The organism is Paraburkholderia terricola (assembly GCF_003330825.1).
Taxonomy (GTDB): domain Bacteria; phylum Pseudomonadota; class Gammaproteobacteria; order Burkholderiales; family Burkholderiaceae; genus Paraburkholderia; species Paraburkholderia terricola.
In genome coordinates this window covers 715821-730570 of sequence record NZ_CP024942.1, presented here as the reverse complement: position 1 = coordinate 730570, position 14750 = coordinate 715821, and the positions used below count along the sequence as shown (strand labels likewise).

The window sequence follows — 14750 nt, the reverse complement described above, 5'->3', positions numbered from 1 at the left end:
GGCACGGAGGACGCCGCACGTTTGCCGCTTGCCGGCAGGCATGCGCTCGGTAACTGGAGTCATCATGACCACACGCTCTCAACCCATGACATCCGCGGACATCGGGAACGTCTCGACGTCCGCCGCGCACAACCGCTGGCTTCAGCTCGGACTCGGTCTCGTCTGCATGATGGCGATTTCGAGCCCGCAATACGTCTGGACGCTGATGACCAAACCGCTCGCCGCGAAACTGGGCGTCGCGCTGCCGGAACTGCAAGTGACGTTCTCGCTGCTGATCATTCTGCAAACTTTCTTCTCGCCGTTCCAGGGCAAGCTGATCGACCGCTTCGGTCCGCGCATGCTGATCTCGATCGGCACCGTGATGTCGGGCCTGAGCTGGGTGCTGGCCGCGCAGGTGCAAAGCGCGCCGATGCTCTATCTGACTTATGGCGTGGTCGGCGGCTTGGGCACCGGCATCGTCTATGTCGGCGTGGTGGGTTTGATGGTGCGCTGGTTCCCGAAGCAGCGCGGCTTCGCGGCGGGCGCGGTGGCGGCCGGCTACGGCATGGGCGCGATCGTCACGACCTTTCCGATCGCCACGTCGCTGCAGGCGCGCGGCATCGACGCCACGTTGTGGATGTTCGGCATTGCGTTCGCGCTGGTCGGCTTGCTGGCCTCGCAAGGATTGCGCGTGCCGCCTTCGCACGATAGCGTCGCCGCGAGCGCGGCCGGTTCCGGCGCATCGGCCGTGGCGAATCTGCGTCCTTCGCAAACGCTCAAGACGCCCGTGTTCTGGCTGATGTTCGCGATGATGACCATGATGTCCACCTCGGGCCTGATGGTCACCTCGCAAATGGCCACCTTCGCCGCCGATTTCGGCGTGACCAAGGTGCTCGTGTTCGGCATGGCGGCGCTGCCGCTCGCGCTGACCATCGACCGCTTCACCAACGGCCTCACGCGGCCGCTGTTCGGCTGGGTGTCCGACAAGGTCGGCCGTGAAAACACGATGTTCTTCGCGTTCGCACTCGAAGGCGTGGCAATGGCGCTATGGCTTCTCACCCGCGAAAACGCGGTGCTGTTCGTGCTGCTGTCGGGCGTGGTGTTCTTCGGCTGGGGCGAGATTTTTTCGCTGTTCCCCTCGACGCTCACCGACACCTTCGGCACCCGTCACGCCACCGAGAACTACGGCTGGCTGTACATCTCGCAAGGCATCGGTTCGATCTTCGGCGGCCCGCTGGCGGCGCTGATGCACCAGCATGCCGGAAGCTGGGTGCCGGTATTCGCCACCGCGATCACGCTCGACATCGTGACCGCGCTGCTCGCGATTGCCGTGCTCAAGCCGATGCGCCGCCGTTTTCTCGCCACGCCGCGCGGTCTTTGACGGAGCGGCGGTTTGTGCCGGCGCACCATGAATCGTGATCGAGGAGCAGGCATGTCAGTTCAGCTCGCATTACGCAACATCCGCAAATCGTTTTCGAACAAACTGGGTTCGGTCGACGTGCTCGGCGGCCTCACGTTCGACATTCACGAGCGTGATTTCGTCAGCATCATCGGGCCGTCGGGCTGCGGCAAGACGACGGTGTTCAATGTGATCGCGGGGCTGCTCGAGGCCGATAGCGGCGACATCGTCTATCGCGGGCAGGCCGTGAATGGATTGCGCGGCAAGGTCGGCTACATGATGCAGCGCGACCTGTTGCTGCCGTGGCGCACGGTGCTGCAAAACGTGCTGATCGGCCCCGAACTGTCGAACATGCCGGCGGCGCAGGCGCATGAAATGGCGATGGAGTATCTCAACACCTATGGTCTCGCCGGCTTCGAGAACGCTTATCCGCGCATGCTGTCGGGCGGCATGCGCCAGCGTGTGGCGCTGATCCGCACGCTGATCAACGATCCCGACATCATCCTGCTCGACGAGCCGTTCTCGGCGCTCGACTATCAAACGCGCCTCTATCTGGAGGGCGTGCTGATGGAAGCGGTCGAGACGTTCCACAAGACCGTGGTGCTGGTCACGCACGATATCGACGAAGCCGTCGCGTTGTCCAAACGCGTCGTGGTGCTCGGCGGGCGTCCCTCGCAGGTGAAGAAGATCTACGACATCGACATTGCCGCGCGTTCGCCGATCGGCGCGCGCAGCGATCCGAACTTCGCGGGCTATTTCCATGCGTTGTGCGGCGAGCTGGATATCCAGACCGAGGTGAGGGCAGCATGACGCAATCCGTTTCCATCGATAAAAGCGCGGCGGCGCGGCGCGCTCCGCGCGCACGCTCGCGGCGGCTCGTGCTCGACAGCGGCTGGGGCCGCTCGTTGCTGCAACTCGCGGCGGTGCTCGCGTTCTTCGCGCTCTGGGAAGGCGCGGCGCGTCTTGGCTGGGTGTCGAACTTCCTGGTCGGCTCGCCGGCGAAAATTCTCGACGCGCTGATACGCGACATCCGCTCTCATCAGCTATTCGTCGATACCGGCTACACGCTCTTCGAAGCCATTCTCGGCTTCGTGTTCGGCACGGCGGTCGGCTCGGTGTGCGGGCTCGCGCTCTGGTATTCGCCGTTCGTCGCGCGGCTGATCGAGCCGTTCATCGTCGCGATCAATAGCGTGCCGAAGATCGCGTTCGCGCCCATCGTGATCTTATGGTTCGGCACTGGTTTGATATCGAAGGTCGCGCTGGCGATTTCGCTCACCGCCATCGTCGCGCTGATCGCGGCCTACGAGGCGGCGAAAGACGCCGATCCCGATCTGCAGGCGCTGCTCGTCACGCTCGGCGCCGACAAGAACGACGTGTTCATGAAGGTGGTGGTGCCGTTCACGCTGCCCTATGTGATCTCCACGTTCCGCATCAACGTCGGCTTCGGCCTGGTCGGCGCGGTGGTGGGCGAATTCATTTCATCGGAGAAAGGGCTCGGGCACATGATCTTCACCGCGTCGAGCCTGTACGACCTCAACACGGTATGGGCGGGACTCTTCGTGTTGATGGCGATCGGCTTCGTGCTGTACTTCCTGATCGACCTCGTCGAGCGCAAATTGCTGCCGTGGCGGCAGGCGTCGAATACGAGCACGCTGAAGGTTTAAACGCATTCCCGGCAGTCCAATCACTTCTCTCCCAGGACAGGACGATGGCATTCACAGCAAAAAAAGCGCTCGCCGCGCTGACCACGGCTTTGGCGCTGACCGTTGCATCCGTTTCATTGCCGGCGTTGGCCGCCGACAAGAAAGTCACCATTTCGCAGGCGTTCCAGTCGATGCTCTATCTGCCGCTCTATGTGGCGATCGACGGCGGCTTCTTCACGAAGGAAGGGCTCGACGTCACGAGGCAGACGGCGGGCAGCCCGAGCGCGGCGCTCTCGGCGGTGTTGTCGGGTAGCGCCGATTTCTCGCTGCACGGACCCGAGTGGACGGCGGTCGCCGCGGAGAAGGGCGTTGATGTCGATATCATCGCCAACGTCGTGAACGGCGCGGCGGTATGGATCGCCGCCGCGCCCGACGTCAAATTCGACAGCATCAAGGACGTGAAGGATCAGGTCGTGGTGTCCGGGCAGATGCCGACCACCAGCACGTCGCTGTTCCTGAAGCTGCTGAAGGAAAACGGCATGTCGCAGAGCGACGTCAAGCTGATTCAGGTGCCGCTCGGCTCGGAGATCGGGCCGCTCGTGGCCGGGCAGTCGAAGATCGCGGTGATGTACGAGCCGGGCCTCGACCAGGCGGTCGCGAAGGGCATGAAGGTCGTGCTCGGATTTCCGAAGCTCTATGGCGAGTACGCGTTCTCGTCGATTTCGGCGAAGCGCGGCGTCGATCCCGATGCGGCCGCACGCTTCGTGAAGGGTCTGCAAAACGCGCTGCGCTACATGCAGAGCAATCCGGCCGAAACCCAGGCGATCGCGCGCAAGGAATTCCCGACGCTCGACCCGGCGGTGGTGGACGCGGCCGTCAAGCGCATGCTGACCGAAGGCGTGTATCCGAAGAGCGTCGACATCACGCCCAAAGCGCTGGCCGTTGCGATGGATACGCAAATCGCGCTCGGCAATCTGAAGCAGCAGCCGAAGTACGATACGTTCATCGTCCACAGTTATATCCAGCCCGCGCTTGCCGCGAAATGAACGGCTTTCCGACGCTCTCATGACGACCTTCAATCAAGCGCCGACCATCGGCGAGATCCGCGCGGCGCTCGCCGCGGGTGACGCCACCGTGGCGCAGTACATTTCAAGCGCTTACGATGCCGCGCAACATTCGCAGGCGGCGTTGCACGCGTTCTGTTATCTGCCCGATACGCCGCCGGCCAACTTCGCCGATGCCACCGCGCCGCTCGCCGGCGTGCCGGTCGCGGTGAAGGATGTCATCGATACCGCCGACATGCCCACCGAATTCAACTCGGCGGCCTACAAGGGGCGGCGTCCCGAGCGGGATGCCTGGATCGTGGCCCGCTTGCGGGCGGCGGGCGCGGCGATTCTCGGCAAGACGGTGACCACCGAGTTCGCGTGGCGTCATCCGGGGCCGACGGTCAATCCGTGGAACGGCGCGTTCACGCCGGGCGGATCGTCGAGCGGTTCGGCGGCGGCGGTCGCGGCCGGGATCGTGCCGCTCGCGCTCGGCACCCAGACGCAGGGCTCGGTGATCCGCCCCGCGGCTTATTGCGGCATCGTCGGTTTCAAGCCCACCTACGGCACGATCGCGCGAACCGGTGTGTTGCCGCTCGCGTGGTCGCTGGATCACGTCGGGCTGTTCGCGCGGCGCGTCGCGGACGTGGCGTATGTGTTGAAACTCGTCGCGGGCGCCGATGCCGCCGATCCGCATGTTTCGCATGTTTCGCATGTTTCGCATGTGGCCGCGGCGGCGCGCGGCGCGGGCACGCGGCGCATCGGCGTGTTGTCGAAGCAGGCCGGCGGCGCGATCGAGCCGGCCCAGCAAGCCGCGCTCGACCGGCTCGCGGCGCAGCTCGCGCGCGACGGCGCGGAGATCGTCACGGTGGAGTTGCCGCAGGAAATCTTCGCGACGCCGGCGCACGCGCTGCAATTGATGGCGGTGGAAGCGGCGATCACGCACGGCGATCTGGTCGATCGCACGCCCGAACTCGTGAGCCCCGCGATGCGCGGTCTGGTCGACGATGGGCGCAAGCTGCCGGCCACCGCCTACGCGACGATCAAGGCGCTGCAGGTGCCGATGGCGCAGCGCTTTCAGGCGTGGCTCGCGCAAACCTGGGCGCTGGATGCGCTGCTGGTTGCGCCCGCCACGGGTGAGCCGCCGCGCGGCCTCGACTATACGGGCGACGCCGCGTTCTGCGCGCCGTGGACGTTTCTGGGCGTGCCCGCCGTGACGGTGCCGGTCGGCTTCGGGCCGGCGGGTCTGCCGCTCGGCGCGCAACTGGTGGGCGCCGCGCACGGCGACGCCGGGTTGCTGGCGTTGGCGGAATGGGTCGAGGCGCGCACGGGCTGGGAAGCGGCGGTCGTGCAGCGGCGCGGCGCGTGAGCACGCGGACAGCCTGAGCGGATCACGCCGAAGGGCCGTCGATGCGCCGTCGACCCTTCTTCGAGTTCTAGAACACCGCGCGGAACACCCAGTACAAGCCCGCCGCCAGCGCGATCGAAGCCGGCAGCGTGAGCACCCACGCGAGGACCAGGCTGCGCACGGTGGCCCATTGCAAGCCCGAGCCGTTGGCCGCCATCGTGCCGGCCACGCCCGACGAAAGCACGTGCGTGGTCGACACCGGCAAGCCGTACACGTCGGCCGCGCCGATCGTCAGCATCGCCACGAGTTCCGCCGAGGCCCCCTGACCGTAAGTGAGATGCTGCTTGCCGATCTTCTCGCCGACCGTCACGACAATGCGTTTCCAGCCCACCATCGTGCCCAGCCCCAGGGCAATCGCGACCGCAACCTTGACCCATGTCGGAATGAACTTGGTGGCGTGATCGGTTTGCGCCTTGAAGTTGTCGATCACCTTGGCGTCCTCCGGCGCGAAGGGCGGTTGCTTCGCCTTCTCTATCAGACGGATCGCCTCGGAGGCGACATACATGTTGTTGCGCACGTTATCGATGGCGTTTTGCGGCACGGCGGCCATCGATCCCGATGCGCCCACCTGACGGCCGATCACATCGGTCAATTGCTGGAGCGCCGGCAAGGTGGCGGGCGTCAACTGGCGGGTGCGCACATACGTCTCGACATCGGCGCGCGGATCGGCCGACGGCGCGGCGCCCCGCGTGTATTTCGCGAGCGTCGCCGACGTCTGCTGCGCGACCGCGACGAAGGTCTGCGTCTGTGCCGGCGTGACCGCCTTGTTCAGCGCATACGCCGTCGGCACGGTGCCGATCAGGATCAGCATGATGAGGCCCATGCCTTTCTGTCCGTCGTTCGAACCATGCGCGAACGACACGCCCGTGCAGGTCAGAATCAGCAGGCTGCGGATCCAGAACGGCGGCGGCTCCTTGCCCTTCGGCTCGGCGTACAACGCGGGAATGCGCACCACGGCCTTCAGGATCAGCAGCAGCAAACTGGCCGCGAGAAAGCCGACCAGCGGCGAAAACAGCAGCGACCTGCCGACGCCGAGCGCCTGATTCCAGTCCACGCCGCTCGTGCCGTTGGTGCCGTGCATCAACTGATTCATCAGGCCGACGCCGATGATCGAGCCGATCAGCGTGTGCGAGCTCGACGAGGGCAAGCCGAGGTACCAGGTGCCGAGGTTCCAGATGATGGCGGCGATCAGCAACGCGAACACCATCGAAAAACCGGCGCTGCTGCCCACTTGCAGGATCAGTTCCACGGGCAGCAATTGCAGAATGCCGAACGCGACCGCGCCGCTCGACGTCAGCACGCCGAGGAAATTCCATGCGCCCGACCACACCACCGCGAGGTTCGGCGCGAGCGAGTGCGTGTAGATCACCGTGGCGACCGCGTTGGCGGTGTCATGGAAACCGTTGACGAATTCGAAGCCGAGCGCGATCAGCAGCGCGGTCCCGAGCAGCAGATAAGGTAGAACCGAGCTTTCGCGGACCGGTTGCAAATCGGCCAATAAATGCGTGGCGCAATAGACGGCGCCGACAACAATCACGGCGACGAAAACGGCAAGGCCGAGATGACGGCCCTTGCCGCTTGCAGCGCCCGATTGCGGGTACGAAAGTTCCGGCATGACGTGTGCCCCAGGAGTTGGTCGCGGAACTTCCGATGCTGCGGGGCTTGCGTGTCGAAATGATGACGAGGGCGTGACGCCGGCGCCGCCGCCGTTGCATCCGCGCTTACGGCGACGTGGCGGAGATGACCTCGCCCGTCGCGCTGCCGCCCAGGCTGCGTTTGTACGCCTGCGCGACGGTGGCGGCGGGCACGCCTTGCGACGGATCGCGGCCCATCGACTTCAGCGTTTCGGCGACCCACCCCGGACTCACCACGTTCACGCGGGCCTTGCCGCGCAATTCCAGCGCCGCCGAACGCGCGAACGCCTCCACGCCGGCATTCACGATGCTGACCGCCGCGCTGCCTTCCATCGGTTGTTGCGCGAGCACGCCGCTCGTCAGCGTGAAGCAGCCGCCTTGCGACACGTGCGCGGCGCCACAGCGCACCAGGTTGACCTGGCCCATCAACTTGTTGGCGAGACTGAACGAGAAGTCGTCGTCGGCGAGGCTCGCGAGCGGCGCGAACTTCGCCGTGCCGGCCACGCAGATCACCGCGTCGAGCGTACCGGCCCGCCGGTACATCGACTCGATGCTGGCCTTGTCGGACAGATCCACGTGCAAATCGGAGCCCTTGCGGCTCGCGGTGACGATTTCATGTTCCGCCGCGAGGAGCTTCACCAGTTCTCCGCCGAGCAGGCCCGTTGCACCGACAATGAGTATTCGCATACATCCTCCTGATGCATCGACGAAGCGCGCCGACGCGTGTGTTCAAGATAGTCTCTCCATGACGTCGCGCCATCGACGTAAAGAACCTGCCGTGTGCGCGCGTTATGACTATTCAATCGCAGCGCCTTTGCGCGGTGGGAACTAATTTTGCTACGCTTTCTAAAGGCGTATTCGAAGGACCACCGATCGAGCGGGAGAGCCCCAACGATGAATCGGAAAAACGATAAAGAGCCGGCCGACAGCACGCCGGCCGACGAAGCGCCTTCGGCGCAGACCGCGTTCGCGTCGTATGCGGCGCCGCTCGTCGATCATGCGATCGAATACGCCAATGCGGTGCGCGAGGATCCATCACCGGAAGATTTCCACCAGTTGCGGGTTTCGCTGCGGCGTTTACGCTCGCTATGGTGGGCCTTTCAACCGTTGCTCGAGGAGGGCGAGAACACGCGCCAACGGGCGCTGTACAAGTATCTCGCCACGGCGGCCGGCAAGACCCGCGACTGGGACATTCTGATCGAGTTGCTTGCACAGGAGAGCGGCATCGCGCGCGGCCTGACGCCGACCCTGGAGGACGCGCGTGGCGACGCGCTGGCGACGAGCCGGGAAACGCTCTCGAACGCCGACGTCAAACATCTGCTGCGCGAGGCCTTGAGCAGCGCCACCCGCGAACTGAACACCGCGCACGAGCGCGTGCCGCTCGGCAAATTCGCCAATCAACGCGTGGCCGCCTCCGAGCGGACGCTCAAGAAGCGCATGAAACGCGCGCGGCATGCAAAGCGCTCGAACTACACCGCCTTTCACGATGTCAGGAAGGCGGGCAAGAAACTGCGCTATCTGCTGGAGTTTTTCGGGCCGGTGCTCAAGGGCGGCCGCAAACGCACGGTCAAGCGCCTGAAGCAGATCCAGAAGCGATTCGGGACGCTGAACGATATCGTCGCCAGCGAAATGCTGTTGCGTGACAACGCCGCCTTGCTGGCCGGTTCCGGCGATACCGACGCGGTACTGCAATGGCTGAAGAAGGAGCGCAAACGCCGCATGCGCTCGGCGGCCGGATTGCTGCGCACACTGTAATGCTTGCGGAGTCGGAGCCGGCACAGATTGATCGAAAGCCGCGCCCTCAAGCTATGTGCTATGCGTAAGCCTCGCGAGCGTTCGCATGTCCGCGGGCGCTTGCGACGCGCATCCGCGAATCAGGCGCTCCGGCTGCGCCGTGGCGCGAAGCCGCGCAGCGTGACCGCCTCGCTGGCGTCGCCGCGCGCTCGCCGTGCGCGCTTGCCGGTGCCGGGCTGGCCTTGGGCTTCCAGCGGCTCGATCGGAAAACCGCGCCTTTGCCACGCATCCAGATCGCCCTTCAACGCACGAATCCGCGTATAGCCGTGGCGGCGCATCCGTTGCTTGATCTCGGCGGCGGTCGCGCTGTCCGGGCAAATGCAGTAAATCACGAGGTCATGAGCGAGCAGCGCGCCGTCGAGCTGTTCCGGCGAGCGCGGATCGAGTGCAAGCGCGCCGGGAATGCGGCGCTGTGTATCGAGCGCCAGCGCCTCGGGGCGAGCGTCGAGCACCTTGGGCGGCAAGATTGGGCGCGCTCCACCGGACTCCGTGCGCGACGCCGCGGCGGACGCGGCGCGCGCGAGGCGGCGTTCACGGAATCGCTGTATCAAGCGGTAGACCAGATAGATCAGCGCCGCGCCCAGCAGCACGTCGATCACGGTGCCGCCGCGCGCTCTGACGAATGCCAGCAGCATATGCAACTGCTGTTCCGCCGCCGCCCCGCCGAGCAGCCAGAAGGTGGCCCATGCCGCGGCGCCCGCAAGATCCCACAGCGCGTAAATGCGGGCATCGACGACAGTCGTGCCCATCAGCGGCGGCGTGATGAACGCGAGCCCCGGCACGAACTTCGAGATCGAGACGAGCGGCACGCCGAAGCGCTCGAATAGCGAGCGCGCCTTGGCGAGCTTCACATCGACGGCCGGGGCGAACCGGACGAGCGCGGCGATCAGCCCGCGCCCGTAGATGCGGCCGGCGCTGAACCAGACGCCGTCGCCGATGAGCGCGCCGAGCACGGCGGCGCACAGAATCGGCCAGAACGACAGATGGCCAGCGGCGATCGCCGTGCCGGCGAACAGCAGCATCGGCACCGCGGGGATCGGCACGCCGAGGCGCGTCAACAGCACGTTGAGAAACACGGCCGCGCCGCCCCACGTGGAAACCGCCGTGGACGGAATCTCTATCAATTGAGGCGCTCCCGTTCCGGCGAATGAGCGCACGCGCGGCGGGGGCCTGGGCGGTCGCTGGACGACAGGTGTTTTGGAGCGGCCGGCTTGCAGACCCTTGAGTTCGCCCGTTCTTCCATTCGTTCGCGTGTCCGCTGAGGTCGTATGCCGCTCAGGATACTCGATGGATCTCGCGCCCGGCCAGCGCGGGGCGTCACCTGCGGATGCGCTGCAATTTCGTTCAAGACCCGGCGTCCGCGCGTGCTTAATCTGCGTGCTCGTTCCATCGAATAAGGACAGCACCATGAATGCGCGTTACGCCGGATACCTGTTTTGCGCGCTGGCCATGCTCGGGGTCGGCAGCACCGTCGTGGTCAGCAAGTCGATCGCGGCCGGACTGCCGCCCTTCAGCGCGACCGCGTTGCGCTTCGCGATCGCGTTCCCGTTGTTCGTGCTGGCGATGCGTTGGCGCGGCGTGCGCTGGCCGCGTCTCGATCGACGCGACACCTTGCTCGTGATCGCCCAGGCGGGCGCGGGCAGCGTCGGCTATACGGTGTTGCTCATCAGCGGGATGAAGCTCGCCTCGGCCGCCGATGCCGGCGTGATTGCCGGCACCTTGCCCGCCGTGTCCGCGCTGGTGGCGATGCTCGCGCTCGGCGAGCGTCCCGCGCCCGCGTTGATCGGCGCGATCGTTCTCGCCACGGCCGGCGTGCTGGTGTGCACCGTGCGGCTCGACGATTTCACCGCGCCGCATGCGGCCCGATCGCTCGCCGGCAACGCGCTCGTGTTCGCAGCGATCGTCTGCGAGGCGCTGTTCATTCTGCTCAATCGCAAACTGCGCACGCCTGTCGCGCCGCTGCCGCTGTCGGCGTTGATGTGCGGCATCGGTTTCGCGGTGTCGATCGTGCCGGCCTGCTTCGAGCAGCCGTGGAACATGCCCGTCGACGTGAGCGCGCTGGTCGGCGTGCTGTATTACGCGTTGGTGCCGACGGTGGCGGGCTTCGTGCTCTGGTATGCGGGCGCGGCGCGTATCAGCGGCGCGGAAGCCGGACTGATGACCGCGCTGGTGCCGGTGAGCACCGTGGCGCTGGCCGCGCTCGTGCTGGGCGAGGCGGTCAGCGCGGCGCAGTTGACGGGCGTGGCTTGCGTGCTCGGGGCGGTGTTGCTCGCGACGTTCGGGCAGATGCGTACCGTGCGCGGCGCGGCGTAAGGCTTCAGCTTGCTTACGTATTGGCGACCGCCACCACGCCCGGGTTGCCGACGATTGCCAGAAACTCGCGACGCGTCGACGGATCGGTGCGGAACGTGCCGATCATGCGCGAGGTGACCATCGTGACGCCGGCCTTGTGCACGCCGCGCGTGGACATGCATTGATGCGCGGCTTCGAGAATCACGCCGACGCCTGCCGGTTGCAGTACGTCGTTCAGCGTATCGGCGATCTGCACCGTCATCTTTTCCTGGATCTGCAGACGCTTGGCGAACGCATCGACGAGGCGCGCCAGTTTCGAGATGCCGACCACCCGATGCACGGGCAGATACGCGACGTGCGCGCGCCCGATGATCGGCACCATGTGATGTTCGCAATAGCTTTCGAAGCGGATGTCTTTCAGCACGATCATTTCGTCGTAGCCGTCCACCTCGGAGAAGGTGCGCGCGAGAATTTCGCGCGGGTCGACCTGGTAGCCCGCGAAGAACTCCTCGTAAGCGCGCACCACGCGCCCCGGCGTGTCGAGCAGGCCTTCGCGTTCGGGATCGTCGCCGGCCCAACGCAGCAGCACACGAACCGCTGCTTCGGCTTCCTCGCGGCTTGGGCGGCCCGTGGCGGCCGCGGGTTTGATTTTCTTTGTCTTGCTGCTGGTCATGCGGCGCTCCTCTGGATCGCGCGTCGACGTCATGCGTAGCGCGCGGGTTCGTTGTGTGCGGTCATTGTTCCATGTTTTGCGACGAATCGTGACGATCTCCCCTGTCGCTGTCGGGGCGCTTGGTTTGGGGCTCAGTTCGGCCCGGGTTTGGCCCTCAGTTTGGCCCTTTACTTCGGCCACTCGTCCAGAGCGTCGTTGAAGAGTTCCGCGACCACGCCGCGCAGCCAGGTCCCGCGCGGATCGTTATGAAACTTGCGATGCCAGTGCTGGCGCAGATCGAAGCGCGGCAACGGCAGCGGCGGCTCGACCAGCGTGATCGACGCATGCTCGGAGACATACGCGAAGCCGATCGCGTGCGGCACCGTCGCGAGCAGATCGGTGCGCGCGAGGATGAACGGCAAGCTCATGAAATGCGGTGTTTCGAGCACCGCGCGGCGCTTGATGCGTTTCTTCGCCAGGAATTGTTCGAGCACTTCCTGGCTGCGTCCTTCGGCGCGCACGACCGCGTGACCCGAGGCCACGTATTGAGGCAGCGTGAGCGGCGCGCCGGAAAGCGGATGGCCGGTGCGCATCAGGCAGATGAAGCGGTGCGTGAAGAGCCGTTGCTGGAAAAAGTTATTGCCCGACAGGTCGGGGAAATAACCGACCGCGAGATCGACGTCGCCCGATTCGAGCCCGCGTTCCACTTGCGACGGCGACAGCGAAACCGAGCGCAGATTCGCGTGAGGCGCGCGTGCGGCGAAGAGTTGCAGCAGGCGCGGCAGAAAGACGATTTCGCCGACATCGGAGAGCGCGATCGAAAAGGTGTGCGTGCTGGTGGCGGGGTGGAACTCCTGCACATCGAGCATGCCTTTCTCGATGCGCAGCAGCGCGTCGCGGGCGGCCGGGAGAATGGCGAGCGCGCGCGGCGTGGGCTCCATGCCTTTCGAGGTGCGCACGAATAGCGGGTCGTCGAAGTATTCGCGCAGGCGTCCCAAGGCGGTGCTCACGCGCGGCTGGCTCACGCCGAGTTGCTCGGCGGCGCGGCTGACGTTGCGCGTGTCTTCCATGGCGACCAGGTAGGGGATCAGGTTCAGATCCAGGGCGGTGTCTGACATGCTGGGTTTGTCCGCGAGACGCGGGACGCATCGGCTATTGAATCGGGGCTATTGAATAGGCGAATAGAGGGTAGCCCAACCATGCGCACTTGCGATAGTGGGAACAACACCACCGCAACGCCGAATACGAGAACCTATGATTAAGGGAAAGCCCCCGCCTTGACAACGCGCCCACGGCGCAACCATAATCGCCAGAGCGTTCGCTAAACGAATCGACGTTCATATAACGAACAAATCGGCAGCGAATAAACCGAAGGCGCGCGCCGTATCTTCAACCGGCGATGCCGCCGCGAGCCCAGGCCGGAGACCGTTGCCGCGAGAAGCGCTGTCCGCGAGGACAGCCAGCCCGACGGCACGCAGCGCCCCAACAGGAATTCGACATGATCAACAAGATTTTCGAGTCACTTCAAGCGGCGGTCGCCGATGTCCACGACGGCGCCACCGTCATGATCGGCGGCTTCGGCACGGCCGGCATGCCGTCGGAACTGATCGACGCGCTCATCGAGCAAGGCGCGCGCGAACTCACCATCGTCAACAACAACGCGGGCAACGGCGACATCGGCCTCGCGGCGCTGCTCAAGGCGAAGCGCGTGCGCAAGATCATCTGCTCGTTTCCGCGTCAAACCGATTCGTATGTTTTCGACGCGCTCTATCGCGCCGGCGAAATCGAACTCGAACTGGTGCCGCAAGGCAATCTCGCGGAGCGCATCCGCGCGGCGGGCGCGGGCATCGGCGGGTTCTTCACGCCCACCGGTTACGGCACGAAGCTCGCCGAGGGCAAGGAAACCCGCTTGATCGACGGCAAGCACTACGTGCTGGAAGCGCCGCTCCATTCGGACTTCGCGTTGATCAAGGCGTATAAGGGCGACCGCTGGGGCAACCTCGTCTATCGCAAGACGGCGCGCAATTTCGGGCCGATCATGGCGAGCGCGGCTAAAACCGCGATCGCGCAGGTGACGGAAGTGGTGCCGCTCGGCGCGCTCGATCCCGAAGCGATCGTCACGCCCGGCATTTTCGTGCAGCGCGTGATCGAAGTGCCGCAAGCGGCGCATCAATCCGCAGCCACCGCCGCCTGACCCGGAGACCGACATGAAAAAACTGACCCGCGATGAAATGGCCAGGCGCGTTGCGCTGGATATTCCCGAAGGCGCCTATGTGAACCTCGGCATCGGCGTACCGACGCTGGTGGCGAACCACCTCGCCGCCGACAAGGAAATCTTCCTGCACAGCGAAAACGGCTTGCTCGGCATGGGCCCCGCGCCCGCGAAAGGCGAGGAAGACGACGAACTGATCAACGCCGGCAAGCAGCACGTCACGCTGCTCACGGGCGGCGCTTACTTCCACCACGCGGATTCGTTCGCGATGATGCGCGGCGGCCATCTGGACTTCTGCGTGCTCGGTGCGTTCCAGGTCTCCGCGAAGGGCGATCTGGCGAACTGGCATACCGGCGCGCCCGATGCGATTCCGGCTGTCGGCGGCGCGATGGATCTGGCGATCGGCGCGAAGCAGGTCTACGTGATGATGGAACACCTGACCAAGCAGGGCGAAAGCAAGATCGCCGCCGAATGCACGTACCCGGTGACGGGCGTGGGCTGCGTCAACCGTATCTATACGGATCTGGCGATGATCGACGTCACCGCGCAAGGCCTCGTGGTGCGCGAGATTTTCTCGGACATCGACTTCGATGCGCTGCACAAGCTCACCGGCGTGCCGCTGATCGACGGCACGCAGACGGCTCGCGCGGCTTAACCCGCCGCGAGGCGCACAATACGCCGCAACGCAGCGTGC

The 14750-nt window shown here is 65.4% G+C and carries 14 protein-coding genes; 9 read left to right on the top strand and 5 right to left on the bottom strand.

Features of this window, described 5'->3' with window-relative positions; genetic code table 11:
• The first annotated feature begins 64 nt into the window (after nt 1-64).
• Genes oxlT through CUJ90_RS21760 form a run of 5 tightly spaced genes read left to right on the top strand, consistent with a single transcriptional unit; the run spans nt 65 to nt 5433 of the window.
• On the top strand, nt 65-1360 hold the full coding sequence (oxlT, locus tag CUJ90_RS21780; protein WP_083082779.1) for an oxalate/formate MFS antiporter: 1296 nt from the start codon (nt 65-67) through the stop codon (nt 1358-1360).
• A gap of 51 nt (nt 1361-1411) precedes the next feature.
• On the top strand, nt 1412-2188 hold the full coding sequence (locus CUJ90_RS21775; RefSeq protein WP_073430475.1) for an ABC transporter ATP-binding protein: 777 nt from the start codon (nt 1412-1414) through the stop codon (nt 2186-2188).
• Nucleotides 2185-3042 (top strand): ABC transporter permease, encoded by an 858-nt coding sequence (locus CUJ90_RS21770; RefSeq protein WP_083082777.1) that lies wholly within the window; start codon nt 2185-2187, stop codon nt 3040-3042. The genes CUJ90_RS21775 and CUJ90_RS21770 overlap by 4 nt, the downstream gene beginning before the upstream one ends.
• A 44-nt stretch (nt 3043-3086) precedes the next feature.
• Nucleotides 3087-4067: an ABC transporter substrate-binding protein gene (locus CUJ90_RS21765; protein WP_114163923.1), complete on the top strand. Its 981-nt coding sequence runs from the start codon at nt 3087-3089 to the stop codon at nt 4065-4067.
• Nucleotides 4068-4086: 19 nt separating this feature from the next.
• Nucleotides 4087-5433, top strand: coding sequence for an amidase (locus CUJ90_RS21760; RefSeq protein WP_114163922.1), 1347 nt, complete (start codon nt 4087-4089; stop codon nt 5431-5433).
• A 67-nt stretch (nt 5434-5500) separates the two neighbouring features.
• On the opposite strand, the gene CUJ90_RS21755 is transcribed toward CUJ90_RS21760, so the two are convergent.
• Together CUJ90_RS21755 and CUJ90_RS21750 are read right to left on the bottom strand one after the other, a co-directional pair.
• Nucleotides 5501-7087, bottom strand: a complete 1587-nt coding sequence (locus CUJ90_RS21755; RefSeq protein ID WP_114163921.1) for an inorganic phosphate transporter — start codon at nt 7085-7087, stop codon at nt 5501-5503.
• 106 nt (nt 7088-7193) lie between these two features.
• On the bottom strand, nt 7194-7793 hold the full coding sequence (locus tag CUJ90_RS21750) for a short chain dehydrogenase (protein ID WP_083082772.1): 600 nt from the start codon (nt 7791-7793) through the stop codon (nt 7194-7196).
• 207 nt (nt 7794-8000) lie between these two features.
• Between CUJ90_RS21750 and CUJ90_RS21745 the strand changes: the two genes are divergently transcribed.
• Nucleotides 8001-8861, top strand: coding sequence for a CHAD domain-containing protein (locus tag CUJ90_RS21745; protein WP_114163920.1), 861 nt, complete (start codon nt 8001-8003; stop codon nt 8859-8861).
• Between the two features lie 119 nt (nt 8862-8980).
• On the opposite strand, the gene CUJ90_RS21740 is transcribed toward CUJ90_RS21745, so the two are convergent.
• Nucleotides 8981-10024: a VTT domain-containing protein gene (locus CUJ90_RS21740; RefSeq protein WP_114163919.1), complete on the bottom strand. Its 1044-nt coding sequence runs from the start codon at nt 10022-10024 to the stop codon at nt 8981-8983.
• Nucleotides 10025-10307: 283 nt separating this feature from the next.
• On the opposite strand from CUJ90_RS21740, the gene CUJ90_RS21735 reads away from it, so the two are divergent.
• Entirely contained in the window at nt 10308-11213 is a 906-nt protein-coding gene (locus tag CUJ90_RS21735) for a DMT family transporter (RefSeq protein WP_114163918.1), read from the top strand.
• A gap of 13 nt (nt 11214-11226) precedes the next feature.
• Here the strand turns inward: CUJ90_RS21735 and folE are convergent, their stop codons facing one another.
• Nucleotides 11227-11865 carry a GTP cyclohydrolase I FolE gene (folE, locus tag CUJ90_RS21730; RefSeq protein WP_114164675.1) on the bottom strand — a complete coding sequence of 213 codons (639 nt, stop codon included), beginning with the start codon at nt 11863-11865 and terminating at the stop codon, nt 11227-11229.
• 167 nt (nt 11866-12032) lie between these two features.
• Nucleotides 12033-12962, bottom strand: a complete 930-nt coding sequence (locus CUJ90_RS21725) for a LysR family transcriptional regulator (RefSeq protein WP_073430466.1) — start codon at nt 12960-12962, stop codon at nt 12033-12035.
• Between the two features lie 380 nt (nt 12963-13342).
• Between CUJ90_RS21725 and CUJ90_RS21720 the strand changes: the two genes are divergently transcribed.
• Nucleotides 13343-14038, top strand: coding sequence for a 3-oxoacid CoA-transferase subunit A (locus CUJ90_RS21720; RefSeq protein WP_114163917.1), 696 nt, complete (start codon nt 13343-13345; stop codon nt 14036-14038).
• A 13-nt stretch (nt 14039-14051) separates the two neighbouring features.
• On the top strand, nt 14052-14711 hold the full coding sequence (locus CUJ90_RS21715; RefSeq protein ID WP_114163916.1) for a 3-oxoacid CoA-transferase subunit B: 660 nt from the start codon (nt 14052-14054) through the stop codon (nt 14709-14711).
• Nucleotides 14712-14750: the final 39 nt, after the last annotated feature.

Coding starts and splice junctions, on each gene's coding strand:
- oxlT (WP_083082779.1), top strand. CDS start 65: ATGACCACACGCTCTCAACCCATGACATCCGCGGACATCGGGAACGTC.
- CUJ90_RS21775 (WP_073430475.1), top strand. CDS start 1,412: ATGTCAGTTCAGCTCGCATTACGCAACATCCGCAAATCGTTTTCGAAC.
- CUJ90_RS21770 (WP_083082777.1), top strand. CDS start 2,185: ATGACGCAATCCGTTTCCATCGATAAAAGCGCGGCGGCGCGGCGCGCT.
- CUJ90_RS21765 (WP_114163923.1), top strand. CDS start 3,087: ATGGCATTCACAGCAAAAAAAGCGCTCGCCGCGCTGACCACGGCTTTG.
- CUJ90_RS21760 (WP_114163922.1), top strand. CDS start 4,087: ATGACGACCTTCAATCAAGCGCCGACCATCGGCGAGATCCGCGCGGCG.
- CUJ90_RS21755 (WP_114163921.1), bottom strand. CDS start 7,087: ATGCCGGAACTTTCGTACCCGCAATCGGGCGCTGCAAGCGGCAAGGGC.
- CUJ90_RS21750 (WP_083082772.1), bottom strand. CDS start 7,793: ATGCGAATACTCATTGTCGGTGCAACGGGCCTGCTCGGCGGAGAACTG.
- CUJ90_RS21745 (WP_114163920.1), top strand. CDS start 8,001: ATGAATCGGAAAAACGATAAAGAGCCGGCCGACAGCACGCCGGCCGAC.
- CUJ90_RS21735 (WP_114163918.1), top strand. CDS start 10,308: ATGAATGCGCGTTACGCCGGATACCTGTTTTGCGCGCTGGCCATGCTC.
- folE (WP_114164675.1), bottom strand. CDS start 11,865: ATGACCAGCAGCAAGACAAAGAAAATCAAACCCGCGGCCGCCACGGGC.
- CUJ90_RS21725 (WP_073430466.1), bottom strand. CDS start 12,962: ATGTCAGACACCGCCCTGGATCTGAACCTGATCCCCTACCTGGTCGCC.
- CUJ90_RS21720 (WP_114163917.1), top strand. CDS start 13,343: ATGATCAACAAGATTTTCGAGTCACTTCAAGCGGCGGTCGCCGATGTC.
- CUJ90_RS21715 (WP_114163916.1), top strand. CDS start 14,052: ATGAAAAAACTGACCCGCGATGAAATGGCCAGGCGCGTTGCGCTGGAT.